This window comes from Vibrio sp. 070316B, assembly GCF_013114115.1.
Lineage (GTDB): Bacteria > Pseudomonadota > Gammaproteobacteria > Enterobacterales > Vibrionaceae > Vibrio > Vibrio chagasii_B.
Genome location: NZ_VTYC01000036.1, coordinates 19228 through 45013 on the forward strand (window position 1 = coordinate 19228; position 25786 = coordinate 45013).

The 25786-nt window shown below is 45.1% G+C and carries 28 protein-coding genes; 20 read left to right on the forward strand and 8 right to left on the reverse strand.

The genetic code is table 11. The annotated features are described in order from the left end of the window. Window positions 1–2: 2 nt before the first annotated feature. Window positions 3–1538 (reverse strand): COG3650 family protein, encoded by a 1536-nt coding sequence (locus F0251_RS20695; protein WP_116869915.1) that lies wholly within the window; start codon window positions 1536–1538, stop codon window positions 3–5. A 39-nt stretch (window positions 1539–1577) separates the two neighbouring features. Here F0251_RS20695 and F0251_RS20700 point away from each other — a divergent pair, with 39 nt between their 5' ends. Then, on the forward strand, window positions 1578–2045 hold the full coding sequence (locus F0251_RS20700; protein ID WP_004740480.1) for an EVE domain-containing protein: 468 nt from the start codon (window positions 1578–1580) through the stop codon (window positions 2043–2045). Window positions 2046–2111: 66 nt separating this feature from the next. On the opposite strand, the gene F0251_RS20705 is transcribed toward F0251_RS20700, so the two are convergent. Together F0251_RS20705 and F0251_RS20710 are read right to left on the reverse strand one after the other, a co-directional pair. Then, the gene (locus F0251_RS20705; protein WP_171731716.1) at window positions 2112–2939 is read right to left on the reverse strand and encodes a Cof-type HAD-IIB family hydrolase; all 828 of its coding nucleotides are present in this window, start codon (window positions 2937–2939) and stop codon (window positions 2112–2114) included. A gap of 193 nt (window positions 2940–3132) precedes the next feature. Continuing rightward, window positions 3133–4113, reverse strand: coding sequence for an alpha/beta fold hydrolase (locus tag F0251_RS20710; protein WP_171731717.1), 981 nt, complete (start codon window positions 4111–4113; stop codon window positions 3133–3135). Between the two features lie 81 nt (window positions 4114–4194). Here F0251_RS20710 and rhtB point away from each other — a divergent pair, with 81 nt between their 5' ends. The 7 genes from rhtB (at window position 4195) to F0251_RS20745 (ending at window position 10773) form a co-directional block, all read left to right on the forward strand. Beyond that, window positions 4195–4812, forward strand: coding sequence for a homoserine/homoserine lactone efflux protein (gene rhtB / locus F0251_RS20715; protein ID WP_171731718.1), 618 nt, complete (start codon window positions 4195–4197; stop codon window positions 4810–4812). Window positions 4813–4857: 45 nt separating this feature from the next. After that, window positions 4858–6078 carry an EAL and HDOD domain-containing protein gene (locus F0251_RS20720; RefSeq protein WP_102423317.1) on the forward strand — a complete coding sequence of 407 codons (1221 nt, stop codon included), beginning with the start codon at window positions 4858–4860 and terminating at the stop codon, window positions 6076–6078. Window positions 6079–6177: 99 nt separating this feature from the next. Further along, window positions 6178–6519: a helix-turn-helix transcriptional regulator gene (locus F0251_RS20725; RefSeq protein ID WP_004740493.1), complete on the forward strand. Its 342-nt coding sequence runs from the start codon at window positions 6178–6180 to the stop codon at window positions 6517–6519. Between the two features lie 158 nt (window positions 6520–6677). Further along, window positions 6678–7682, forward strand: a complete 1005-nt coding sequence (locus tag F0251_RS20730) for an ArsJ-associated glyceraldehyde-3-phosphate dehydrogenase (RefSeq protein WP_171731719.1) — start codon at window positions 6678–6680, stop codon at window positions 7680–7682. 18 nt (window positions 7683–7700) lie between these two features. Next, window positions 7701–8192, forward strand: a complete 492-nt coding sequence (locus F0251_RS20735; RefSeq protein WP_171731720.1) for a cyclin-dependent kinase inhibitor 3 family protein — start codon at window positions 7701–7703, stop codon at window positions 8190–8192. 222 nt (window positions 8193–8414) lie between these two features. Further along, window positions 8415–9635 (forward strand): organoarsenical effux MFS transporter ArsJ, encoded by a 1221-nt coding sequence (gene arsJ, locus F0251_RS20740; RefSeq protein WP_116869917.1) that lies wholly within the window; start codon window positions 8415–8417, stop codon window positions 9633–9635. Between the two features lie 124 nt (window positions 9636–9759). Next, complete coding sequence (locus F0251_RS20745) at window positions 9760–10773, forward strand: acyltransferase (protein WP_171731721.1); 1014 nt, start codon at window positions 9760–9762, stop codon at window positions 10771–10773. A gap of 69 nt (window positions 10774–10842) precedes the next feature. Here the strand turns inward: F0251_RS20745 and F0251_RS20750 are convergent, their stop codons facing one another. Next, on the reverse strand, window positions 10843–11172 hold the full coding sequence (locus F0251_RS20750; RefSeq protein WP_004740515.1) for a DUF2500 domain-containing protein: 330 nt from the start codon (window positions 11170–11172) through the stop codon (window positions 10843–10845). 244 nt (window positions 11173–11416) lie between these two features. On the opposite strand from F0251_RS20750, the gene F0251_RS20755 reads away from it, so the two are divergent. From F0251_RS20755 to F0251_RS20770, 4 genes are all read left to right on the forward strand, one after another. Then, window positions 11417–11791, forward strand: coding sequence for a DUF4145 domain-containing protein (locus F0251_RS20755; RefSeq protein ID WP_171731722.1), 375 nt, complete (start codon window positions 11417–11419; stop codon window positions 11789–11791). A gap of 927 nt (window positions 11792–12718) precedes the next feature. Further along, window positions 12719–13339, forward strand: coding sequence for a lysoplasmalogenase (locus tag F0251_RS20760; protein ID WP_061034239.1), 621 nt, complete (start codon window positions 12719–12721; stop codon window positions 13337–13339). Between the two features lie 90 nt (window positions 13340–13429). Beyond that, window positions 13430–13666, forward strand: coding sequence for a YecH family metal-binding protein (locus F0251_RS20765; RefSeq protein WP_008221868.1), 237 nt, complete (start codon window positions 13430–13432; stop codon window positions 13664–13666). Between the two features lie 171 nt (window positions 13667–13837). Further along, window positions 13838–14422, forward strand: coding sequence for a YhgN family NAAT transporter (locus F0251_RS20770; protein WP_008221866.1), 585 nt, complete (start codon window positions 13838–13840; stop codon window positions 14420–14422). Between the two features lie 77 nt (window positions 14423–14499). Here F0251_RS20770 and F0251_RS20775 read toward each other — a convergent pair whose 3' ends face one another. Continuing rightward, entirely contained in the window at window positions 14500–14766 is a 267-nt protein-coding gene (locus F0251_RS20775) for a DUF1145 domain-containing protein (protein WP_004740523.1), read from the reverse strand. A gap of 10 nt (window positions 14767–14776) precedes the next feature. Further along, entirely contained in the window at window positions 14777–15379 is a 603-nt protein-coding gene (rsmD, locus tag F0251_RS20780; protein ID WP_171731723.1) for a 16S rRNA (guanine(966)-N(2))-methyltransferase RsmD, read from the reverse strand. Between the two features lie 230 nt (window positions 15380–15609). On the opposite strand from rsmD, the gene ftsY reads away from it, so the two are divergent. The 6 genes from ftsY (at window position 15610) to glpG (ending at window position 21221) form a co-directional block, all read left to right on the forward strand. After that, a complete protein-coding gene (ftsY, locus tag F0251_RS20785; RefSeq protein WP_171731724.1) occupies window positions 15610–16839 on the forward strand; it encodes a signal recognition particle-docking protein FtsY in 1230 nt (409 codons plus the stop codon). Between the two features lie 77 nt (window positions 16840–16916). Beyond that, window positions 16917–17591: a cell division ATP-binding protein FtsE gene (gene ftsE / locus F0251_RS20790; protein WP_004740528.1), complete on the forward strand. Its 675-nt coding sequence runs from the start codon at window positions 16917–16919 to the stop codon at window positions 17589–17591. Next, window positions 17581–18549: a permease-like cell division protein FtsX gene (ftsX, locus tag F0251_RS20795; protein WP_105057902.1), complete on the forward strand. Its 969-nt coding sequence runs from the start codon at window positions 17581–17583 to the stop codon at window positions 18547–18549. Before ftsE ends, ftsX begins: the two co-directional genes overlap by 11 nt. 177 nt (window positions 18550–18726) lie before the next feature. Next, a complete protein-coding gene (gene rpoH / locus F0251_RS20800; protein WP_004740532.1) occupies window positions 18727–19584 on the forward strand; it encodes an RNA polymerase sigma factor RpoH in 858 nt (285 codons plus the stop codon). 425 nt (window positions 19585–20009) lie between these two features. Further along, the gene (gene glpE, locus F0251_RS20805) at window positions 20010–20330 is read left to right on the forward strand and encodes a thiosulfate sulfurtransferase GlpE (protein WP_171731725.1); all 321 of its coding nucleotides are present in this window, start codon (window positions 20010–20012) and stop codon (window positions 20328–20330) included. 48 nt (window positions 20331–20378) lie between these two features. Further along, window positions 20379–21221 carry a rhomboid family intramembrane serine protease GlpG gene (gene glpG, locus F0251_RS20810; protein WP_171731726.1) on the forward strand — a complete coding sequence of 281 codons (843 nt, stop codon included), beginning with the start codon at window positions 20379–20381 and terminating at the stop codon, window positions 21219–21221. Between the two features lie 72 nt (window positions 21222–21293). Here the strand turns inward: glpG and F0251_RS20815 are convergent, their stop codons facing one another. Then, on the reverse strand, window positions 21294–21701 hold the full coding sequence (locus F0251_RS20815) for a flagellar basal body-associated protein FliL (protein WP_004740536.1): 408 nt from the start codon (window positions 21699–21701) through the stop codon (window positions 21294–21296). Between the two features lie 161 nt (window positions 21702–21862). Between F0251_RS20815 and F0251_RS20820 the strand changes: the two genes are divergently transcribed. Then, window positions 21863–22402, forward strand: coding sequence for a chorismate lyase (locus F0251_RS20820; protein WP_162884274.1), 540 nt, complete (start codon window positions 21863–21865; stop codon window positions 22400–22402). Beyond that, complete coding sequence (gene ubiA / locus F0251_RS20825; protein ID WP_008224247.1) at window positions 22403–23257, forward strand: 4-hydroxybenzoate octaprenyltransferase; 855 nt, start codon at window positions 22403–22405, stop codon at window positions 23255–23257. Window positions 23258–23357: 100 nt separating this feature from the next. Here ubiA and plsB read toward each other — a convergent pair whose 3' ends face one another. Continuing rightward, a complete protein-coding gene (gene plsB, locus F0251_RS20830) occupies window positions 23358–25781 on the reverse strand; it encodes a glycerol-3-phosphate 1-O-acyltransferase PlsB (protein WP_171731727.1) in 2424 nt (807 codons plus the stop codon). Window positions 25782–25786: the final 5 nt, after the last annotated feature.

Genomic DNA, 25786 nt, shown 5'->3' on the forward strand with positions numbered 1-25786 from the left:
GGTTATAGCTTAACTCCGCTTTGTACTGGTGAGATGTCGTTAGCAAACAAAACCACATCGCTGATATCAGCATCATCGGCTACTGGTGCAACACTTGGGTTGAGTGGGTAGCTGACACCTGTGTATGAGAGTGCGTGTTTGGCTGCTGTTGCGCCACCACCGCTGACATTGAAGATCAGATCGTGCCAACCGTGATTTTTAGACTTACCTACACGTATGTCGCCTTTTACCAGTGTTACTCGGCTATTGAAGCGCCACTTGTCTTGATGGTTCTCGAAAATCAGCAGTGTACAGCCGCCTGATCCACACCAATCGAGTTGGGCGAACAACTCTTCTTTACCATCACCGTTGAGGTCGTAGGTCAGCCAGCGGTATTTAGTATCATCAGGCGAGCTGTTGTTGATCTTAAAATATTCGCGGATCGCTTGGTCTACTTTTGGATCAAATTGATCACTGGAGTTCACTTGCTTCGCTTTTAGATAAACCGTGTTAGTTTGTGTTTGTACATGCTTTGCTTCGAATAGTACTAGACCGCCGTTGGCAATCGGGTAGACGATATTGCCGACCTTTTCTTTCTCTGCGACCAACTTACCGTTATCGAGTGTGAAGATACGCTCAGAGATTAGGTATTGCTGTTGGTGGCGAGTCATCACAACCTGAACCTGGTTTTGGTTGAGTTGCTGCCAGAAGCCTTGCTCAACAATAGAAGGATCCCCGTTGCTGTAAGAGTAGGTTGTTACTGCGCTGTGATCATCGTTGAGCTCGAGGTTAATAGAGAACCCTGAGTTCTGCGTTGAGCTAGCGAAATAGGTACCACTCCAGTCCAGTGTAGGATCTTGGTTTGAAACTGTTGCACAACCGTTGTACTTGCTGTCATTAAGGTTGAGTTTCGCTTCCCAGCCGTAGATAGAGTCACTCATGCCGTCACTGCAGTTCTCTTTTTTCAGATTGAGCTTGCCTTGCGTTGCTTTACCTTCTAGTTGGTAATCACGACTGATTGGCGTGGTGCGGCTTGATTCGATGTTGAGAGCCTGAGGTGCTTCGCCCATCTTGGTGTAGGTCAGCTGGTCTTTATCAAAGGTGGCTGACCAGAATGGCTCATTACCAAAGACTCGTGTGGAGCGTAGCGGTTGGTTGCAGCGTTCAGGGTTTTCTGCCGTTAAGATATTGACTTGATCAACCACGAAACGTGCCGTGAAATCAGCGTTGTAGCCGGTTTGGCTAGGTACGGTAAGGTGACCAATCAGTTCGCCATACAGAGCTTGATAAGGTCTGGCTGCTAGCCCTTGTGCTTCTAGCGCTAGCTCAGGGGACATATCTAACCAGTATTGTTGTTGGCTACCACAAGGGGTGAACGTGCGGCTTTCATGGCCTACGACAACTTGACCGCGCATGATGAAGGTTTGTGGTTGAACACTCAGAGGTTCATCTAAGGTTGCTGGTGGAACTTCAGGTTGTTGCGGTGTTTCTGGAGCGGTTACACAGCCTTGTAGCGCGAATGCGGCTAGCCATGTCACTGGGTTTTTCATTACCTTCATGTTATATCTTCCTCGGAGCAACCGTTAATTGGATTTATTATGGCATATTGGTTATTTAAAACAGAACCCGACACCTTTTCTATTCAGACGCTGAGAGTACAAAAAACCTCTTGTTGGGAGGGAGTTCGTAACTATCAAGCTCGAAACATGATGCGTGATGAGGTCAAGCTTGGCGACCTAGTGATGATATACCACTCATCATGTAAAAAAGTGGGTGTAGCGGGGATCGCAAAAGTAACCAGAGAAGCTTACCCAGACCATTTTCAATTCGACCCTGAGAGTGATTACTACGACCCTAAATCTTCACCCGATAACCCGCGTTGGATAATGGTTGATGTTGAGTTTGTTCGAGTGACTGAACGCTTGATCCCATTAGCGACTCTTAAAGCCATGCCGGAACTATCTGAAATGCCATTGGTGAAGCGCGGCAATCGTTTATCGATCATGCCTGTGACGGAACAAGAGTGGCAGGCGATCTTAAGCAAAGAAGTGCTCGGTTCTCGTTAGAGGAATCTTTTAGCGTAAGGTTCAAAAAAGGCAGCCATTGGCTGCCTTTTTGTATGATGGGGTTGTTTAGAGTAGGTGTTTCTCTAAGTAGTGCGCAACGGCATCATCAGCGTTGCTACCAATCACTTCATTGTCTGGTAGTGCTTGCATCACTTTCTCGTGTGAAGTGCCCATGATTAGGCCTTTACCTGCCATTGCCAGCATCTCAGCGTCATTCATACCATCTCCAAAGGCAACACAGTTATCCAGCGTTAGGTTCAGGGATTTCGCAACGGCGTCTAAAGCGTGGCCTTTAGATACTTCAGCGGCCATCACTTCCAGACACCAAGGCGTTGAGAAGGCAACGTTTAGCTTGTCTCCAAATGCTTCTTTTAGCTTTTGCTCAAACGTAACTAGATATTCGTGGTCTTGCTCTGGGTGGGTGAAGAAAACCTTGGCAATGCCGTCGCTCGGCGCATTGTCTGCTTCAAAGCGCTTGTAGCTGAAGCCAGATTCACTGTGGAACTTAGCTAGCATTTCATCTTCACGATCGAGTAGCCAATCTTCATTTTGGTACATGTGAATGAAGATGTTTGGATCTTGGCGCACAATATCAATAACCTGTTGAACGAGTTCTTGAGGTACGTTTTGGCTATACATTAGCTGATCATTCTGGTCGTGCACGCGAGCACCGTTTGACGTGATCATGTACGCCGGAATCCCTGCGATTTGACGAATCCCAGCTACATCGACGTGATGGCGACCCGTTGCGAAGATAAAGGTATAACCTTGCTCGTGTAACTTCTTAAGCGTTAGCTTAGTAAAATCGCTCAACTGATGGTTGGGAGCCAAAAGCGTACCATCTAAATCAGAGGCAACGATTTTCACGGAATCTTTAAGTGCAGGAATAGTCATTTAACCCTCATTGCAAAGTGCTTAACCAATATCAACACTAGCCAGCGCTAGCATCGTTTTAACTACAATATATCTACCCAGAAATTGTATGCCAAAATCATGCAAGAAAAGAGGGCAAAGCTCACTTACTTCTTTTCCTCTTTAATTGTTATCTTATGGGTCGCTGTTTCTTGTGTTGTTGATGTGATGAGTGCTAAGCAAAAAACTGATTAATGGCATCCAGTGTTTGATTGCGGTATTTGTCTTGCTCAAACAACACTTCATGCCTTGAGCCTTCAATGACTTTAAATTGGCAAGCCGAGTTGGTTTTCTTCAGTTTATTGATGAACTTCACCTGAGCATCGTTACTCACAATTTTTTCTTCACCAGCTTGAATCAGCAATAGAGGGATCTTGATTTGACGAGTCTGTTGGATTGACTGCTTGGCTGCCATTAACCCTTGCCATACCCAGCGAGTGCTAGCACCACCGACTTGCAGTGACGGGTTATCTTCGTAAAGTCGGCGAAACCACTGATAACGCACCTGGCTTTGGCTCAGGAGGTTATTCTCGAAAGGTTTCGAGTAGTAGGCTTGCTGACCTGGCGCGTAAACCGGTTTGGCGTGATACGCGGTAAGCACTTGCCCAACAATCATCGCGATAGGCTTTAAGTACCACTCGGTGTTGATACCAAACATTGGGGCGCACAAGGTGACCTTATCAAATGGGTGGTCTGGATGGGTTTGTAGATAGCGTGTTGCGATAGTGCTACCCATTGAGTGGGCTAACAGATATCGCTTGGCATACTTGCTGAGGTCAAAACTAGCAATCATGTCAGACATATCAGATGCATAATCATCAAACTCATGAATGTGACCAATGTCAGAGTCTGCTACCATACGTTCCGACTGGCCTTGACCTTGATGGTCAAATGAATAAACGTCATAGCCTTGTTGATAAAAATCATAAAAGATTTCTTGGTATTTTTGGCAGCATTCAATACGGCCATTTGAAATCACAATGGCTTTGCTGTGCTTCTCTGAGGTGAGGCTGCACCAGTACAGTTTCTTTTTACCAGACGATGTTAAATACCCCTCTTTTCTTTGTTGCCAAAGAGCGTTGATCGGGTGTTTAATCGCATGATCGAACTGAGGTTCTTGAGTGTAAGGGAAGGTGGCTTCGCTGTGGTTTTCCATGGGAAATTACCTGAACTGATGCGTGTGAGAGCTTTATTGCTACTAATGTTGTTAGATTAAAGAACTAGTAAGGAAATGCAAATGGATACTCATGTTTGGCTTGCTTATGTTGTCACAGCGATTTTGTTTAGCTTGGCTCCGGGCTCGGGTACCGTTAACTCAATCAGTAATGGGCTTAGCTATGGCACTAAAAAGTCACTCGCATCAATTGTTGGCTTACAGCTTGGTCTTGCGTTCCACATTATGCTGGTGGGCGCGGGTATCGGCGCGCTCGTTGCTAAGTCTGCGTTGGCGTTCACCATCATTAAGTGGGTCGGCGTGGTTTACTTAGTTTGGTTAGGTATTCAAAAGTGGCGTGATAGCTCGAGCCTAGTGGCATCTGAAGAGAGCTCTACTCTGTCGAGTGGAAAACTGCTGAGAAACGCTGTGCTTATCAACCTAACTAACCCGAAATCCATCGTGTTTTTGGTGGCTCTGTTTCCTCAATTTATTGACCCTACAAAACCTCAAGCACCGCAGTTATTAGTGCTAGGTGTGACGACAGTATTCATTGATAGCGTTGTTATGTTGGGTTACACCTCATTAGCGTCACAAATGGGACGTTTTATTCGCTCTGATCGCATAATGGGTAAGATAAATAAAATATTTGGTGGTATGTTCATGGGCTGCGGTGCTTTGCTAGCTGCCGCGAAAGCTTAGATTAAGCGACTGAGTTATAGTTAAACCAATCAGAGTTATTAAGAAATGACCGCTACATACGTTGCTCGACAACCTATCTTAAATCGCAAGAGGAATACACTTGGCTATGAGTTGTTATTTCGCGATGGAGAAAAGAATGCGTACCCAGCGCATATTGAGTCTAATCGAGCAACGTATCGTCTGATTGTTGAGAACTTCTTGTCTGTGGGTCTTAACCCTTCCATTCCATCTTCACGCTGTTTTATCAACTTCCCTTATCAAAGTTTGATTCGTCGACTGCCCTTAAGTTTGCCAAAAGATAAGGTGGTGGTAGAGATTCTGGAAACCTGTAAACCGACAGATGAATTGTTGGAAGCGGTTAAAGACCTTTACCAAGCGGGTTATATGATCGCCTTAGATGATTTTACTTCGACCCCAGAATGGGAACGTTTCCTTAAATACACGCATATCGTAAAGCTCGATATCATGCAGATGGGTTTGGATGAAGCGTGTGATTTAGTTAGGGCGCATCAAGGGAAGAAGTTTAGCTTTTTGGCGGAGCGTGTTGAGACCGAGCAAGAATTCCAGCAAGCCAAAGAGGCTGGTTTTAAGTTTTTTCAAGGCTATTTCTTCAATAAGCCGGAAATCATCAAGAGTAAATACATTAGCCCTGAGCAAGTGATTGCTATGGAGCTGTTCCAAGAAGTGTGTAAGCCCGATGTGGACTTTCAGCGGGTGGAAAGCATTGTTGCGAAAGATGTGGCGCTCTCATATAAGCTGTTGCGGTTTGTGAATACTATGTCGCCGCGTCTTGAAGTGACCATCTCTTCTTTTCGTCAGGCTTTGGTGTATCTAGGGCAAGAGAAACTGAAAATGTTTGTCTCGTTAGCCGTCGCTTCTTATGTGTCCGATAAAAAGCCGAAAGAGCTGTATGGATTGTCTCTACAGCGTGCTCAGTTTTGTCAGCGTATGTCTCGCTATCAGGCATTTGAAGGGTATAGAGAGCAGGCCTTTATGATTGGCTTATTCTCCTTGTTGGATGCTCTGTTGGACTTGTCGTTAGAGAACTTAGTCGAGCAGTTGCCGCTGTGTAAAAGTATCAAGGTTGCTCTATTACGTAGGGAAGGGCCTTACGGTACCTTGCTTGCCCTTGAGGAGAGCTTTGAGCATGCGGATTGGCAGCAGATTGATGAGCACTGCGCTGACTTAGGGCTTAGCGTGGATCAGGTGAAAACTGAACTTACAGAAGCGCGTCGCTGGAGTCACACTGTGACCAACAAGCTGTAGTGTTGCTTTATTAAACTTTTATGACATTTAAAACGCACGCCTTGACGTGCGTTTTTTTATAACTAATATATACGAATATCCATATATGAGTATATAGTTATGCTTCCTCACCAATTTTTTAAATTACTGTCTGACGAAACGCGAGTGCGTTGCTTAATGTTGATTGTGCGCCAAGAGTGCCTTTCCGTTGGTGAGTTGACTCAGGCATTACAAGAAAGTCAGCCAAAGGTATCACGCCACCTTGCGCAGCTGCGTTCAAACGGCATTTTGACTGACGTTCGCCAAGGGCAATGGGTGTTCTATCGCCTTGCCAATGATTTACCGGGTTGGATGCTAAAGTTAATTGATGACCTTATCGCATCGAACTGTTTGAAAACTGAATACCAACAAGACATTGAGCGCCTAGAAGCGATGACTTCACGCCCTCAATGTTGCGTTTAAATCTACAAAAATTTATTGCCAAGATAGTTGAAGTTGCAGCTAGGCGACAAGTGAACTTCTCCCTATGAATATAGGTTTCCTATGTGATTAGGGGAAGTGAATGCAGTCAACAACGCTGCTGCTTCAAATATGAAGGCAACTAACTGAGAGAAAAGAACATGACAGTCAAAGTAGGTATTAATGGTTTTGGCCGTATCGGCCGTCTAGCACTTCGCGCAGCTTTCGATTGGGAAGAGCTAGAGTTTGTACAGATTAACGATGTAGCTGGCGATACAGCAACGCTTGCACATCTTCTAGAGTTCGATTCAGTTCAAGGTCGCTGGAACCATGAAGTAACCGCGGAAGGTGACGAGATGATCATCAATGGTCAACGCATTAAAACCACACAAGAGCGCGACATCGATGCGATCGATTGGTCTGACTGTGATGTTGTGATTGAAGCGACAGGTGTTCACCGCAAAACGTCTTTCCTAAACAAATACCTAGAGCAAGGCGTGAAGCGTGTTGTGGTATCGGCGCCAGTGAAAGAAGAAGGCATTGCAAACATCGTTGTTGGTGTTAACGACAACATTTTTGACCCAGCAGTACATAAGATTGTGACTGCAGCATCTTGTACAACTAACTGTATCGCTCCTGTGGTTAAGGTAATCAACGAGAAGCTAGGTATCGAGAACGCGTCATTCACCACAATTCACGACCTAACCAACACGCAAACTATCCTAGATGCGCCGCACAAAGACTTACGTCGTGCACGTGCATGTGGCATGAGCCTAATCCCAACAACAACTGGCTCTGCTAAGGCGATTGTTGAGATCTTCCCTGAGTTAGAAAACCGCATCAACGGCCACGCAGTTCGTGTACCACTAGCGAACGCGTCTCTGACTGACATCATCTTCGAAGTGAAGCAAGACACGACAGCAGAAGAAGTTAACGCGATGCTGAAAGAAGCGTCTGAGAATGAGTTAAAAGGCATTCTTGGCTTTGAAGAGCGTCCACTGGTTTCTATCGATTACAAAGGCGACCAACGTTCTACTATCGTTGACGCACTGTCTACCATGTTGGTTGGTAAGCGTATGGTTAAGATCTACGCTTGGTACGACAACGAGATGGGTTACGCGACACGCACCGCTGAGTTAGTGCGTACTGTCGGCCTTTCTAAATAAGAATCTGGAGAAGACACTATGACACATCCAACGTGGCAACTAGACCTTGAGAAAGGCGCATTAATCCTGACTCCATGCCCAGGTACTAAAGATGCTGACCTTGATGCATCTCTAGCACAACTGAAAGAGCAGGGTGTTGAAGCTATCGTAACGGCACTTGATGATGCAGAGCTAACAAGCAAAGACGTAGCAGCACTGGGTGAGAAAACACGTGCACTAGGCATGCAGTGGTTCCAAATCGAAATCGAAGACGATTGTGCACCGGGTGCCGAGTTTGCAGCGAAATGGTCTGCAGCAAGCCCAGAGCTACATAAAATCGTCGATAGCGGTGCGAAAGTAGCGATGCACTGCATGGGTGGTTCAGGTCGTACAGGTTTGTTCGCAGCTCACCTGCTTTTAGAAAAAGGCTGGGACCTCGACAAGATCGTTCAAGAAGTTCAAGCACTGCGTCCAGGTGCTTTCACTAAACCTATCCAGGTTGAGTACATCAGTGGCGTTGCTTCTGCGTAGCTCTTCATACTTGAAGCTGCAGCGTTGTTAACTGCGCAAGTTCACCGGAGCGCCGGCCGCCCTAATCACATAGAACACCTGTGCTCATAGGGCTGAACTTGCTTGTTGCCTAGCTGCAACTCCAATTATTTTGAGTATGAGTTAAGTGGAAAGTAAGGAATTAGAGCTTTTGGACACCTATGATCTAAAAGCTCTTTTTGTTTTGATTGCAGAGATAGCGTTATGTTTTCAAATCTAAGCAAGAGTGTTCGCCAATACATGTTGGTGACTTTCAACTACTGGAATTTCACCATTACTGATGGTGCACTGCGCATGCTGGTGGTGCTGTATTTCTACGACCTTGGTTACAGCTCGTTAGAGATCGCCTCACTGTTCCTTTTCTATGAATTCTTTGGAGTGGTGACGAACCTAATTGGTGGCTGGCTGGGGGCGCGTCTTGGCCTCAACAAGACCATGAACATTGGCCTCGGGATGCAAGTCTTCGCCTTGGGGATGCTCGCATTGCCATCAGCGATGTTGACCATCCCATGGGTAATGGCAGCGCAGGCGTTGTCAGGTATTGCTAAAGACCTCAACAAGATGAGTGCCAAGAGCTCAATCAAGACTTTGGTGCCGGATGAGCAACAAGGTGCCTTGTATAAGTGGATCGCGATTCTGACCGGGTCTAAGAATGCGCTTAAAGGTGCAGGCTTCTTTATTGGTGGTTTGCTGCTTTCAACCATTGGCTTCCAATACGCTGTGCTTGCGATGGCGGCTGTGCTAACACTGGTCTTCATCGGCAGTGTGGTGAGCTTAGAGGCAGACATGGGTAAGGCGAAAACCAAGCCTAAGTTCAAACAGATCTTCTCTAAGTCTGAATCCATCAATATCCTGTCGGCGGCGCGCATGTTCCTGTTTGGTGCTCGTGACGTGTGGTTCGTGATTGCTCTGCCAATTTATCTTGGTAGCGTATTTGGTTGGGATCACTCTTGGGTAGGTGGCTTTTTAGCGGCTTGGACCATCGCTTACGGCTTTGTACAAGGCATAGCGCCTAAGATTACCGGTAAAGCGAAGGGCAAGGTGCCTGATGGAGATGCAGCACTTTTATGGGCGGGCGCACTGGCTCTGGTAACGGCGGGTATCGCTTATGCGGTGCAGATAGCATGGCAACCAGAACTGGTGATCATTGGCGGCTTGATGGTGTTTGGTGCCATCTTCGCGGTTAATTCATCGCTTCACTCATACCTGATTGTCAGTTACGCGAAAGGCGATGGTGTGTCGCTTGATGTGGGTTTCTACTACATGGCGAACGCGATGGGTCGCTTAATAGGCACAATCCTATCTGGCTTGGTATTCCAAATCGGCGGCTTGTCAGCTTGTTTGTGGGTCTCGTTCGCGTTCTTAGCAATAACGACGGTGATTTCGTTACGCTTGCCTAAGGTGCCACAAACCTCAGCGGCATAAGCTTCCGTCGGATTCGATAAAATCGCGATATGCTTCTCCTTTAACAATAAGCTGACTTGGTATTTATTCCGGTCAGCTTTTTTATTGCTATAGTAGAATGATTGAATATTAATCAGGCATTTACATGAAGCAGCGAATTCTCTTCTTTGATTTAGCACGATGTGTCGCGGCCGTAGCGGTTATCGCGATTCATGTTTTGGCACCTTATCGCAACGAGCTAGGAACCATTCCTTTTGGTGAGTGGCTAACGGCGATCACGGTCAATGGTTTCAGCCGTTGGGCGGTGCCTGTCTTTATATTGATAACTGGCGCCCTGATGCTCAGTGACCAGCGCCCATTTGATGCCAAGTATTATCTAAAGCGCCGTTTGGGTAAGGTATTGATTCCTTTTATTGTCTGGTCGCTTTTTTATACCTACCTGTCTGGATGGTCGGCGATGGGCTTTGATGCCAATGTCAGTTGGGATGTACTGCTCAATAGTTATCACCACTACACCTACTATCACTTAGGTTTCTTCTACTACTTCATTCCACTCTATTTTGTGATTCCGTTCTTACAGATCATGGTGAGAAAGTATGGTGATAAGGCGGTTTATAGCTTCACTGCGGTGTGGTTGTTTACCTCGTTACTGTTCTTACTCAGAATCGATGGTCCTTGGAGCCATGAGCTGTGGCTTTACACTGGCTACTTGCCACTGGGGTATCTGCTGTACAAGAAAGTCCCACTTAATAAGTTTACCGTTAGCGTGAGTGCTGGACTTGGCGTATTGGCACTGTTGACCACAGTCTATATGGTGGTTGATGCGAGCTTAGCTGCAGAAGAGTACACGGTTGGTCGTTGGTTCTCCTACAAAACCTTGAATACGGTATTAGCTGCGAGCATGGTGTTTATGTTGTGTCGTTACTTTGGAGAAGGGTTGTCAGACAAAGGCAATCAAGTGGTTGGTTTCATCAGTAAACACAGTTTGGGTATCTACCTACTGCACCCAATCTTCTTGTGGCCAATGAAAGAGTTTGGTTGGTACCAAGGTCACCCAGCTTGGGTTATTCCATTATGGATAGTGATTAGCGGAGCGGGTGCACTGTGGATGAGCTGGATCGTTTCTAAGTCAGAGAAGACACGTTGGCTATTGCCTTAGCGATACGCTAAGGCATTTCGATATTGGTTTGTTGCTGATTATCGATGAGGAAAGGATGAAGCGCTAAGGTTAGCGCTTCAACGCAAAGTGTAAGAATTTATCGCCTTGGTAGGTTAAAGTCCCTTTGTCACCAGGGTTAAGAGCGTGGAAGTAGTGAATGCCGACTTGGAATTCACGTTTCGGACCAACTACACCGCGTTGAACATAAATCCAATACTCTTGGTCTTCTTGACCTGGTTCTGCATCAGGAAGGTCGATGGATTGTTTATCTAATACCGTGACGTTCACTTTCTTTTCTGGTGCGTTCTCGCCTTGCATGTGTTTTCGATAAAAAACAAGAAATACCCAGGCCGCGAGACCTGCGAGTGCAAAGATGGCAAAAAAGAGTGAGTTAGGCATATAACCTCCATGTAGTCGTAATGGTTATTCTAGTCTTTCGGGCAATAGGGATATGTGTTTAAAGCCGCTATTCGTGAACTGCTGTAAGCAAAGCTGATTATTTTTCGGCAGATATCACATTTAATGGCCAGTTTGGGATAAAGCACTGTTATTTATTGTCTCTTTCTCTCGTAAATAGCAGTGATTTTGTATAAGAATAAGGAAATGCTCGACTAGAATTATAGTGTGGAGTGGGAGGGCCAAGATGACCGATATTGAAAAAGTGGTGACAAGAACTTGCAATATAGAGAAATTATTGAGACTTCAATATCACGCTGAAGGCGAAGGATTGCATGAGCTCGTAACAAGCTGTGAAGAAAGGCTACCGCACGATATGGTAAGCAAGTTGCGTTATATCGCGACGTGCCGAAATAAAGTAGTGAACGAACATGATGCTAAGTTGGAAGATCAACATAAGTTCATCATGATGTGTAACGACTGCGAGAAGGAGCTGACTCCACGTAGTGGTCGTTTTATATGGCGAGTTGCGATTTTGCTGATGATGGCAATGACTTTGGCTGCCGCGGGTTTCTACTATGCGAATTGGGATGTATTAACGTTACATCTGTTTTCGAAATGAAAAAATTGAATAAAAAAAGGGACGCTCATGGCGTCCCTTTTTTTATCTGTAACTTGCTTAGTACATCATCGGTAGTGTCATTAGACCAACAACTACCGCGATCATTACAAGTCCTTGTCTTTGCGAAGATGAAATCATAACACTACTCCTAAATTTGGTTGTCTCTCGCTATGTTTTAAAGAATAGCACTACTTATAGCTTTAGATCAAGAATTACTTTCGAAAGCCTCAAAAGTAGTAGAAAAGTATTGGTATATGGCTTTTTTTGGTGTGTTTAAGTGTGGTTTTTGGTGTGTTCTTATTTTGTTCGTTGTGATTTATGTTTGTTCTAAATTGATTTAAGTCGTTGTTTTATAATGGTTGTTTTGTGTAATTTATATTGTTAATGGTTGTTAAATTGTATTAATAAGGCTTGGTGCTTTATGGGTGTGGGTTTGATGGTTTTTATGGTTTTTGCTTTGGTTTTTGTGGTGATTTTTACATGGAGCTTAAAAAAAACTGACAAAACTCGTCATTTTAAAAGTAACTTTTCCACTTTATAAGTCTAGGTTGGAATGACGTTTTTACTTTCCAATTAATTCATGTTTTTCGTTTGTAAGTTGCTGTTAATAGTTGGTTTTTATGTTCGTTGTTTTATTTTTTAAAGTCGATAATGGGCGTTTTTTAGGGGCAAAGAAGGAAATCTTGAGAGAATAACTAGGTGAAAACGGGATCTGGCTTCTCTAAGCGAAGTTTAAGAGGGTTTTATAATGATTTGCTGCAGTTTTAAACGAATCACCATTCTCGAATCGTTAATTGTGACGACTTCAATCTAAAGATGCTCTTTTTAGTGGAAGCGTAATCAAGATCCAATTTTGAGGGGCTGAGGCTTTACATCAATATTCGTGTGCCTAGACTGGCGACGATTTAAAGCAATAGGGCAAGTGGTATGTGGAGTTGGTTAGCGGTTTCCTTATCTGGTATCGGAGCAGTAGCAGGAACGAAACAAGGACATATCGGTCAGGCCTTATCGTATAAGGTATTTACCTTTGTATTATTAGCGATCATTGCTTTAACTCAGTCTGTTGTTGCTGACTATACGTATTGGGTCGTTGCTGGCCTCGCGATCTCGGCGATCGCAGATGTATTTCACACCCTCACTCAAAAACGTCCCCTATATTTTGTTTGCTTTCTGCTAGCTCAACTCTGCTATAGCAAAGCCTTTTGGTTGCAGTTGTCTGGAGAAATGGTCTGGTGGTTGTTCGCTTTACTCTTAGCTGCTTGTGTTGTGGCTTTCTTCTTACTGCTACCACGTCTAGATAAACTTGTTTTCCCAGTTGTGATTATGGGGATTGTACTTATTCAGTTAACTTGGGCTTCTGGTGAGGTTTGGTTGCTTGACCCTAAGTTATCGCACGCGGTTGGATTTGCAGGTTGTAGCGTATTGCTGCTCTCGGCACTGGCTTATGCACTTAACTGTTACCGCAGCCCAATCAAAAGTGCTTACTTCTGGGTAACGGGCAGCTACTTTCTCGCCCATGCTCTTATCGTAGCCTCTCTGACCATTTAGGGTAGAGCGTCTCCAAGCCTGAGCTATATCAAGGCAGCTTCACTCAAACTCGGTACTCTACGTGTAATTCATTAAACATGAGATTGAGTTATGACTACCGAAATTCACGCACACAACGTTTTAAACCTACTCAGTGAAAAGCCTCTGACTCGAGAAGAGCTGACACAAGAACTGGCTCAGATGTATGGCACTGAAGCTCGTTTCCATACTTGTAAGCTTAATGGTCTCGATCTGGATGGCTTGCTGAAATTTTTCCTGAAGATGGAAAAGGTCGTGCTTGTCGATGACAAGTTGTGCACGAATCGCGAGCGAGTGTGTAATCACTAATCTTGAGTGATTTGAGAGTGGATGCATTTGTGGTATCCGCTCTGTCTATTCTTGCCTGTTTGTTCTCGTTAACATGCTGCAATGACATAAGTTAGTCAGCTGATGACTGCGTTCGAAAATCAATGTTGAGACTGCTATACTCCGCGCATCTTCGCTTTTCGAGACAAACTTATGGAAATCTTATCTGCAGCAACCATGCTGTTTCTTATCATGGACCCGCTTGGCAATCTGCCAATCGTGCTCTCTATCCTTAAGCATATTGATCCGAAGCGTCGCCGTATTGTTCTGATTCGTGAGCTGATGTTCGCACTGGTTATCTTGCTGCTGTTCTTGTTTGCGGGTCAAAGCATCATGAACTTCCTACACGTACAGCCTGAAACCTTGAGCATCTCTGGCGGTATCATTCTATTTATCATCGCGATTAAGATGATTTTCCCGAGCGCAGGCAGCATTACAGGACTTGCGGCAGGGGAAGAGCCGTTTATCGTGCCGATGGCGATCCCAATGATTGCAGGTCCCTCAGTGATTGCGGCATTGATTCTGTTATCAACCCAGCACCCGGACAACATGCTCGAGCTTTCAGCCGCTGTGATGCTGGCATGGGGCGCTACCTTCTTTATTCTGATGTTTAATGGCTTCTTCTTGCGTGTATTGGGTGAGAGAGGGCTTAAAGCGATTGAACGTCTGATGGGCCTATTGCTTGTTATGTTGTCGACACAGATGTTCTTAGACGGTGTGAAGGGCTACATGGCTTAGTATTGCTATCATCATTCAATAAAAACGCCGCTCAACTGAGCGGCGTTTTGGTATCTGTTGCTTGGTAACAGCTTCAATTACATCATGTACTTACGACGGATATCGAGCAGGGCGAAGATTCCAAAAATCAGAATGGACCATTTTTCCCAACGCGTCATTTCGATTTTATCGCCGAACGCACCGATAAAGATCAGCATTTGTAAGCCGTGCATAAAGAACAAGAACGCTGTCATGATGTAAAGCGCAATTGCAGCATTACCAGGGAACGGATGGAAAATGTTGACGATCAACACAAACCATACAAAGGCAATAGCGGCTTTGGCTAATGGAAGCAAGATATTCATTCAATCATTCCTATTCTTCAGTGATTCGGTTGAACAGTCGGTAGCTCGATTGCCCAGTTGTCTTATCGCGGTGCAGTTCCCAGTTTTCTGGCATTGCTTCTAGCTTGAGTTCTTTCTCTGTTTCGACGTAAATAATCGCGTCGTCCGCAAGCCAACCATTGTTCTCAAGTAGCTGTACCGTTTCTGCTAGCAAGCCTTTACGAAATGGTGGATCAAGGAATACCACATCGTAAGGTGTTCCTGGCTTTTTGAGGAAAGAGATAGCATCAGTATTTACCACATTGATGTTGTCTGCTTTGAGCTCTTTAGCATTATCAGAAAGCTGCTTAGCGGCCTTTTGATTCATTTCGAGCAGTGTCACCATTTTTGCTTGGCGAGAAGCTGCTTCAAAACCTAAACCACCAGAACCTGCAAATACGTCTAAGCAGGTCGAATTTGGGATATCTTGTGCGACCCAGTTAAAGAGTGTCTCTTTTACTCGGTCAATGGTTGGGCGTAAGCCTTCTAAATCATGAACAGGCAGCTTTCTACCTCTCCATGAACCACTAATAATTCGAACAAAGCCACCGGAAGGCTTTTTTTGTGATGTGTTTTGCTGGCGACGTCTTACCATAGATTTTTTGACCGCTAATAAAGTGATACTATACCGAGCCCAATTTAAGTTGGTTCGAGTATTAAATAAATTTGCAATGACAAAGTGTATCAAGCTAAAAGCAAACTTATCACTGCTTTGTCATTTTTCTTTACTATTCGTTTGTACAAGCTTGTATTGTATAACAATAGCAAAGAGTCGACGTGCATTAAGCCAATACAGCTAATTAGTAGATCTAGGAAACTCCTCTGATGACGGAAAAAAAGAAGCGCGGATTATTATCGTGGCTTGGTTTTGGTGAAGAAGAACAAAGCCCAAAAACTCAGAATGAAGCGAACGTAGAAAACGTTGAAGATCAAACTGAAGTTGAATCACAAGTCGAGGCTGAACCAGTCGCGCCTGAAGCGGAAACCGCTCAGTCAGTAGAATCTCAGCCTGATGAGTCAGAGCAAACTCTGGAAGAGGCTCAAGATGAGCAGCAACCAGTCGCAGCAGAAGCAGAACAGGAACAAGAAGTTGTGCCTCAAGCTCAGGTTGAAGAAGTACAAGAGAAGCCAACAGAAAGCTTCTTTGCTCGCCTTAAGCGTAGCCTAAGCCGCACTAAAGCAAACATTGGTGCTGGCTTCTTTGGTTTGTTCAAAGGCAAGAAAATCGATGATGATCTGTTCGAAGAGCTAGAAGAGCAGCTGCTGATCGCGGATGTGGGTATGAACACCACCGTTAAGATCATTGAAAACCTGACAGAAAAAGCATCTCGCAATGACCTAAAAGATGGCGAAGCGCTTTATGGTCTGCTGAAAGAAGAGATGGCAGACATCTTAAGCCAAGTGGAACAGCCATTAGTGGTTGATACTACGAAAACGCCTTACGTTATCTTAATGGTTGGTGTGAATGGTGTTGGTAAGACAACGACTATCGGTAAGCTAGCGAAACAATTCCAAAATGAAGGCAAGAAAGTGATGCTAGCGGCGGGTGATACCTTCCGTGCAGCAGCTGTTGAACAACTTCAGGTTTGGGGCCTGCGTAACGATGTGCCGGTTATCGCTCAACACACAGGCGCAGACAGTGCATCTGTTATCTACGATGCGATTGAAGCTGCTAAAGCTCGTGGCGTGGATGTCGTGATTGCCGATACAGCGGGTCGTTTGCAGAACAAGAGCAACCTGATGGAAGAGCTACGCAAGATTGTTCGTGTCATGAAGAAGATTGATGACTCTGCACCGCACGAAATCATGCTAACACTTGACGCTGGTACAGGTCAGAATGCTATCAGCCAAGCGAAACTGTTCAGTGAAGTTGCACCAGTAACCGGTATTACGCTAACGAAGTTAGACGGAACTGCTAAAGGTGGTGTGATTTTCTCAATTGCCGACCAGTTCCAGATTCCAATTCGTTACATTGGTGTTGGTGAAGGTATTGATGATTTGCGTCCATTTGAGTCAAAAGACTTTATTGAAGCGCTATTTAGCCGCGAAGAGTAACGCGAGTAGCAAAGTGGTTTATCCTTAACCTGCTATCGTTTTAAATTTGATATTAGTGATCGTAAGAGGAATTTTCGGTGATCAAATTTCAGCAAGTGAGCAAAGCCTACCGAGGCGGACGCCAAGCACTCCAAAAAGTGGATTTCCATCTCAAACGTGGAGAGATGGCATTTTTAGGCGGGCATTCCGGTGCAGGTAAAAGTACCTTGCTGAAGTTGATTTGCGCGATTGAGCGCCCGACTGATGGGCGTGTCTGGTTCAACGATCACGATATCACTCGTATTCCTGCTAAAGACATCCCATTCTTACGTCGTAATATTGGGATTGTCTTTCAAGACCATCGTCTGCTGATGGATCGCTCTATCTTCGATAACGTTGCTCTGCCTATGCGTATCGAATCTATTTCTGAAAATGAAATAAAGCGCCGAGTCAGTGCTGCGTTGGACAAGACTGGCTTATTAGATAAAGCACGCTGTTTGCCAAGCCAGCTTTCTGGTGGTGAACAGCAACGAGTGGGCATTGCCCGTGCTGTGGTCAACCGCCCAACTCTGCTGCTTGCGGATGAGCCTACGGGTAACCTAGACCCGGAATTATCTAACCGCGTATTGCGACTGTTTGAAGAGTTTAACCGTGCCGGTGTGACGATCATCCTAGCGACGCACGATATCGGGTTAGTGAACACTCGCCCTCAATACCGTCATCTTGAATTAAACCAAGGCTTTTTGAGTGAGGTTGAAGACTATGGCCGCTAATAAGCGCATCAAAAAACCTCAATCTAATCGCGCTACAAACCGCACTTCAAGTGACGGTTTCTTCGTGGTGCATTGGAAGCAAGCTAAGTCATCGTTCTCGCAGATGTGGCAACGTCCGTTAGGTAACTTACTGACGCTTGCGGTTATTTCTATGGCTTTAGCAATGCCTGCGTGTTTGTACCTACTAGGGAAAAACGTAGGTGAAGTGGCAAAAGATGTCACCAGCCCGTCACAAATTAGTGCTTATGTAGAGGATGGCATTCCTGAGCCTCGAGTGATGGTGCTTAAGGATGAAATCGAGAGTTGGGAGCAAGTTGAGCTGGTGGAGTACATTTCACCTCAACAAGGGCTTGCTGACCTCAGCCAGTATTCTGGCTTTGATGATGCCCTAACTATTCTCGACGACTATTCACTGCCAGGCGTGTTAGTGATAACACCAAGCGTACAAAGCGATGCTCAAATCAAAGAGCTGGCAGGCCAAGTTAAAAAACAAGAATTAGTGACTGATGTTCGTTTAGACGAAGATTGGTTAGCAAGATTAGACGCGATTAAAGCGCTAGCCGCTGTCATCGTCATTACCCTAACGGTATTGATGTTAGGCGCTGTGTTTTTGATTATCGGCAACACATTACGATTTAATGTGTTGGCGCATAAGGAAGAGATTCAAACCATGAAGCTGATTGGTGCCACCGACAGCTACATTCTTCGACCATATCTATATTCAGGTATGTGGTTCGGCGTATTAGGTTCGATTAGCGCATGGGTAATGACGGCATTAATTACCGTGTTACTGAACAGCGCAGTGGATGACTTGGCTCAGCTTTACGACAGCCACTTCCGCTTAATTGGCCTAAGCTGGGATGAATCTTTACTGCTTTTGATCGTTGGAACCCTGCTGGGTAGTGTGGCTGCGAAGCTTTCTGCACAGCGTCACCTAAAAGAAATTGAACCTGTTTAGGTGAATAGAGTCATATTTAGACGAAAAATAGGCACTTCTTAACCAGTTTTTGCCTTGTATAGACGAATTGATTATGCATAATTACTTCCCCCTTCTTGAAACCTGTTCATTTTAGGTTCAAGATTGTTGGGTTTTAATAGATGTACTACTCCAGATCAGAGATTGATGAGGAACCGAATGGCAAACCAAGCGTATCAAATGGCTTTAGTCACACAAGATAGTTTAGACAGCTATATCCGCTCAGCGAACAGCTACCCAATGCTGACGCCTGAAGAGGAACGTGGACTTGCAGAGCGATTACATTACAAAGGTGAGATCGACGCTGCGAAAGGCTTGATCCTTTCACACCTACGATTCGTGGTGCACGTTGCAAGAGGTTACTCTGGCTACGGGCTGCCTATGGCTGATCTCGTTCAAGAAGGTAACATCGGTCTAATGAAAGCCGTTAAGCGTTTCAACCCAGAGGTTGGCGTTCGATTGGTTTCTTTCGCAGTTCACTGGATCAAAGCTGAGATTCATGAGTACGTTCTGCGTAACTGGCGTATCGTTAAGATTGCGACAACTAAGGCACAGCGCAAACTGTTCTTTAACCTTCGTAAATCTAAAAAGCGTTTAGGTTGGTTTAATAACGGTGAAGTTGAGACAGTCGCTCGTGAACTGGGTGTTGAGCCCTCTGAAGTTCGTGAGATGGAATCTCGCTTGGCAGCGCAAGATGCAACGTTTGAAGCACCAATGGATGACGATGACGGCGGTTCTGCTTACACAGCTCCGGTTTACTACCTAGAAGATAAAGCGTCAGACGTTGCTGAAACGGTTGAAGCATCTAACTGGGAGTCTCACACCAATAACCGTTTAGGTCTAGCACTAGCAAGCCTAGATGAGCGTAGCCAACACATTGTTCGCTCACGTTGGTTAGATGACAATAAAGCAACGCTGCAAGACTTAGCGGATACCTACAGTATCTCAGCAGAGCGTGTTCGCCAGTTAGAAAAGAATGCGATGAAGAAATTGAAACAAGCCGTTGGCGATTTCTAATAGCACTTAGTTTCTAAATAGTAGCTAGCAAAAAACTGAATTTTGAAAAGGCCGAGATCGAGAGATCTCGGCCTTTTTGTTTTGGATCGAATTCTCAACTTTTGCGATCGTAATTTGCAAAATGATTTTGTGGATAACTCTGTGACAAGTTTATTCGTCAGCTGTCTAAAAGCAGGGTGTAGTAAGGCTTTGAGCGTGTTTTTTGAGTGGGGATATGTTTTAGTTAACCCACAGTTAGATCAGGATCATCACTACATGTTGTGGATCTATTTTTTCAAAGGCACTTTATTCACGCAATTCACAGATTTATCCACAAATGGTGTAAAAGTGATCGCTGGTGGATAACCTTATTAAGTGGATGTGATTGTTAGCCTTGGGATAGGTTACAATGGCAGCAAAGTAAATCAGTATAAAAAGAGAAAGTCATGGACCAGTTTAAACATATCGACGTGCAAGGTGCTCAGGCCCTTATTGAACAAGGCCAAGCTCGACTTGTTGATATCCGCGACCCGCAATCTTTCGCGGTTGCTCACTCAAAAAACGCTTATCACCTAACAAATGACACTATGGTCTCGTTTATGGATGAGGTGGAGTTTGAACAACCTATTTTGGTAATGTGTTACCACGGCATTAGTAGCCAAGGTGCGGCACAATATTTAGTGAACCAAGGCTTTGAAGAGGTATATAGTGTTGATGGTGGTTTCGAAGCATGGCACCGTGCTGAACTTCCTGTGATTGCTGGCTAATGACCTTTATCGCTTAAACATCTCTCATAGCATGAATAGGAAATAACAATGATTAGACTGATGGTGTTAGATAATCCACGTCTTGCTCAAGCATTTATTGATTACATGGCCTCTCGCCAGATACCTATTCAGATGTCACCTGAGGGAGAAGGGCGCTTTGCGCTTTGGCTGCTTGATGGCCAGTTTCAAGTTGAAACTGAAGCGGAGCTCAACCGCTTCTTGTCGGAACCCAATCATAAGCGCTACCAAGCGGCTTCTTGGGATATGGCTGAGACTAGAAAGAGTCACTTCCATTATCACACGCCTAGCTTCATGGGGATGATAAAAGCCAAGGCTGGTCCTGTGACACTCAGCATCATGTTGGTTTGTGTGGTGATTTTTGCACTGCAGCAGATCGGTTTTGGCCAAGCTATTTTTAATGCGTTGCACTTCCCTGCGGTGGACGGGCAGCAGTGGCAATTGTGGCGTTGGTTGAGCCATGCCGTGCTTCATTTCTCGGTTATGCACATCGCTTTCAATATTTTGTGGTGGTGGCAACTGGGTGGAGATATTGAGAAAAAGTTAGGTGGTCTTAAGCTACTTCAGATCTTTGCAGTCTCTTCGGCGTTGTCGGGAGCTGGGCAATACTGGGTTGAAGGGGCCAACTTCGGTGGCTTATCTGGTGTTGTGTATGCCCTGGTTGGCTACCTGTGGGTGGTGGGCGCAAAAGCACCGCAACTTGGTTTGGGAATCCCAAGACAGATCGTTGGCTTTATGCTGGTGTGGTTGGTACTTGGGTACATGCAGCCATTTATGGCGATCGCCAATACCGCTCACCTAGCGGGTCTAGCGGCGGGTGTGATTATCGGTTTCGTTGATTCAATGAAAGCGCCGAAATCGGCAAGAAGTTAGTTCCTAGCATCGATAGAAACAAAAAAAGCGGCCAAATGAGCCGCTTTTTTTAGATTCGTTTTATACCCGCTGTTACTGATAGAGGTATTTGGTAAACAGCAAATCCGCAATCAGGGTTTTGCCCGTCTCAGGAAGTAAAATCTTGTTGAGATGCTCAACTAACGTTTTTCTTAAATCTTCACGACCGGACAGTGACTTAATCGTCTCTTCGTTTTGTTTGCCCAATAGCTCGATTACTGCATCACGAATCAATGGTTGGTGATGCTCGATGGTTGCTAAATCTTTGCTATTCGCCACCATGATATCGAGACGAACTTGAATGTAGCCCAGTTTTTTACCTTTAGTGTAAAAATTGGTGGTCAGGTCTGGTTCTAGCGTGAAGTAGGCTAGTTTAGGTTCCGATTCCTCTTCTGCGAAACTTGATGCTGAAAAGAGTAGAGTAATCGCAAGAAATATTTGGGCTACATAACGTTTGTGCATATTTGTGACTTTTCTTTAGTTTATTCGCGATATTCGAAACGCATTAGTCTTGTTACAATGAACGGTCTAAATCTAAATACGTTTACAATTCGAAGACGCTTTAATTTTGTTCGAAAGTTGAAGCTTTATTGTACGTGTAAAGTCACCTATTGAATACTAGTATGAATCAGCCAATATCGCTGTATCTTAATTCTTTAATGAATGTAGATTGGCAAAGTACAGAAACATTTGATTTTCCTAATGAAACCACCAAAGAGTGGCTGATGGAGCAAGGTTCTCTTTCCCGTAAGTTGGGTAAGTGTTGCCAACATCTGTCTGTGGAGTTGCTTCACAATCAAGTTGTAGAACGCTCAATTGTGCAACAAGATGAGCAGCACCTTTTATCATCGTCTGATTGCTTACTTCGCAAAGTAATTTTGAATGGGGATGATGAACCATGGGTATTAGGCCGAACCTTAATTCCTCGAGTGACATTAGAAGATCAGCATTCAGACCTTTCTCAACAAGGTAATGTCCCGTTAGGGTTGACCGTTTTTAGTGCGGAGAACGTCGAGCGAGACGCGCTGCAAGTCGGTTGGGTTATCGCTGGCGACGAACGATTACTCGCACGCCGCTCTCGATTATGGATGAACCATAAACCGATGCTTGTAGCAGAACTGTTTTTACCAACATCACCCATTTACTCTAAGGAGAGTGTGTAAATGCTTGCCACCAAAGCGAAAGCGTACTGGCAATTAACGCGAATGAATCGCCCGATTGGTACCTTGTTACTCCTTTGGCCTACGTTATGGTCGTTGATTATCGCCGCACAAGGTATGCCAGATTTGGATGTCTTGGTCGTATTTGTGTTGGGTGTTGTACTAATGCGCTCAGCAGGCTGCGTGATTAATGATTTTGCTGACCGTAAGGTGGATGGTCATGTAAAGCGTACCAAGCAGCGTCCACTGCCGTCAGGTTTGGTGTCGAGTAAAGAAGCCGTTATCCTTTTTTTAGTGCTAGCCGTGATTTCATTCTTGTTAGTACTGACTATGAATCCGCTGACCATTAAGCTCTCTTTCATTGGGGTGGGCCTAGCGTTCATTTACCCTTTCATGAAGCGTTTTACGCATCTTCCACAGTTGTTCCTTGGTTTGGCGTTTAGCTGGGCGATTCCAATGGCATGGGCTGCGCAAACCAATGAGCTACCAAGCATTGTGTGGTTTATATTCGTGATTAACGCACTGTGGACAATCGCTTATGACACGCAATATGCGATGGTTGATCGAGATGACGACCTGAAGATTGGTATTAAATCGACGGCGATTTTATTTGGCCGTTTTGACAAACTGATTGTTGGCTCACTGCAGTTAGTGACTTTAGCGATGTTGATTGCGTTAGGCATGCATTACCACCTAGGTGATACTTTCTACTGGGCACTGTTGGTAGCAGGTGGTTTGTTTGTTTATCAACAACACCTGATGCGTCATCGCGATAGAGATTTATGCTTCCAGGCTTTCCTTAATAACAATTATGTAGGAATGGCCGTCACCATCGGTTTGTTCATCACTTTTTGGTAAGCGATGGTTTGGCAACATGAACACAAATAAAAAGGCACCCACAGTGGGTGCCTTTTTTGATCGTTTTCAGCTGAGCGCTTAAAGCGAGTTAACCAACAAACTATTCTGCTTGGTGGATGCTCTCTTGAATCGTCAAGCGAACTTCTGGGTAAAGCATTGAGTAAAGAAGCTTAGCGAACTGCTGAGTCTTTTCTAAATCGCAGTTACCGTCGTTGTCCAGGTATTGCTGCTGTTTGAGCGTAGCAAACATCGAAGCAAATACACCTTTATCGAAGAACTCAGGTGCGTTGATACCTTGCAGGCGACCTAGACGTTGTGCAATATCTTGGCTCTTCTGCTCAAGGTCAGATTTATCCAGCTCCGGATTCTCTGCCAATAGGTTCAGAGCAATCGAGTAACGCTGAAGTGTTTCTGAGATCGTGCGACCTAGTAGCATCAGTGCTTGGCTGTTTGACTGGTTAATGGTGACTTGGTTGTCAGACACAACAAGCATACCTTGGCTAACCAATTCATCGATGATGTTTGCAACTACAGTCTCTAGCTGATCTTCGTCGTAGCTTAGGAACAGCTCTTTCTTCAAGAACGGGTAGATTGCCGCTACGTTCTGTTGAATCGCATCGATCGTTAGGCCGTGCTGACGAATGGTCATCTGAGCAATTAACGATGGCAGAGCAAACAAGTGAATGATGTTGTTGCGGTAGTAAGTCATCAGAATAGACTGGTGACGGTCTAGTGAAATGATGTCACCCATTGAGTCTGACTCAATTAAGAACTTGTTCAGAGATTCTGCATGTTTCACTAACTCTTCCGCGCTGTCTTTCGGTACCGTAAATGTGTCTGAGTAAGGCACATTGTTAAGTAGAGACAGGTAGCAATTGATCTGAGAAACCAGAGAGTCACGAGACAATGCACGCTGACGTGAGGCAAGCAGAGCGGTTGCACATAGTGTCAGTGCGTTGGTCGCTGCCGCATCGTTGATGTGTGTCATCATCTTGGTTGCCAAGTCATTAACCACAGGTGTCATCCATTGTGGCTTGCTGGTACCCATTGGGTCGATGTCTTTCGTCCACTCTGGAGAGTGTTCATTTAGGTATTGGTTAAGTTGAATCGGCTCACCGAAGTTCACGTAGCCTTTACCAAAGTTACGTAGCTTACGGATAGTACGAATTACTAGGCTCGCGTTTTCTTTCTCTTTACGCTTACCACGTAGTTCTTTCGCGTAAGTCGCCACTTCCATTACGTGCTCGTAGCCGATGTAAACAGGCACGAGCGTTACTGGGCGGTTCATGCCGCGCAGCATTGCCTGAATCGTCATCGCTAACATACCGGTTTTCGCTTGTAACAGACGACCGGTGCGAGAACGGCCACCTTCACTAAAGTACTCCACCGAGTAACCTTTAGCGAACAGCTCTGCGAGGTATTCACGGAAGATCGTTGAGTACAGCTTATTACCTTTAAAGCTACGACGAATGAAGAACGCACCACCGTGACGGAAAATCGGGCCGGCAGGAAAGAAATTCAAGTTGATACCGGCAGCGATATGCGGAGGCACCATACCTTCATGGTAAAGCACGTAAGACAACAGTAAATAGTCCATATGGCTGCGGTGACAAGGGACATAAACAATCTCGTGACCATCTTGTGCTAGCTTACGAACGGTTGAAGCGTTGTTGATATGTAGGCCTTGGTAAAGCTTGTTCCACAACCAACCTAGAATCTTCTCGCCACGTTTGATCAGTGAGTAAGAGAAGTTCGCTGCGATCTCATCCATGATGTCTTGAGCTTCTTTGCTCGCTTTCTCGATGGAGATGTTCTTTGACTTCGCTTCGTCTTCAATCGCCTTCTTGATCGCTTCTGATTTTAGTAGGCGATCGAACAATGCTTGACGGCTTGGCAGGTTAGGACCAGAGGCTGCCAGTTTTTGACGAGAGAAGTGGATTCGAGCTACACGCGCCAGCTTGTGTGCGATGGTGCTGTCGGTACCGTGTGAATTCGCCATGTAACGCAGAGATACTACAGGGCTGAAGCGCACTAGGCAGTCGCGGCCTGCGAGTAGTACAGCTTTCGATTTTTCTAAGCCGTTCATTGCTTGTAGGTAAGGCTTCTGGTTATTCTCTTTACCAGGCTTACGGCCCCATAATACGGTTGCAGGGATAACTTGCACATCCAGCTCTGAGTCGTCTGCATGCAATGCAAGTAGCTCAGAGAAGACTTCAATAGAAGAGGCTGGTACGTAATCATCGTCTTGCAACAGAGTTTTGCGTGAAGAGATAAAAACGTAGCGTGGCAGTGATTTACCACTGATTTCAAGCTTGCTTAGCGGATCCGGTAATCCCAGTTCTAGCGCATGCTTTTGTAGTGTCAGTAGGTCGACGCTTGAGCGAAACGGTAAGGCGTATACAATTGGTTTGCCTAAATCAATGTTCAAATCTTCAACTGGATTCGAAGGGATTGATGTGCCTTTTACCAATACGGATAAAGGTAGCTTCATTAATGAACGTGAAAAAGATTGTCCAGAAGACATATAGG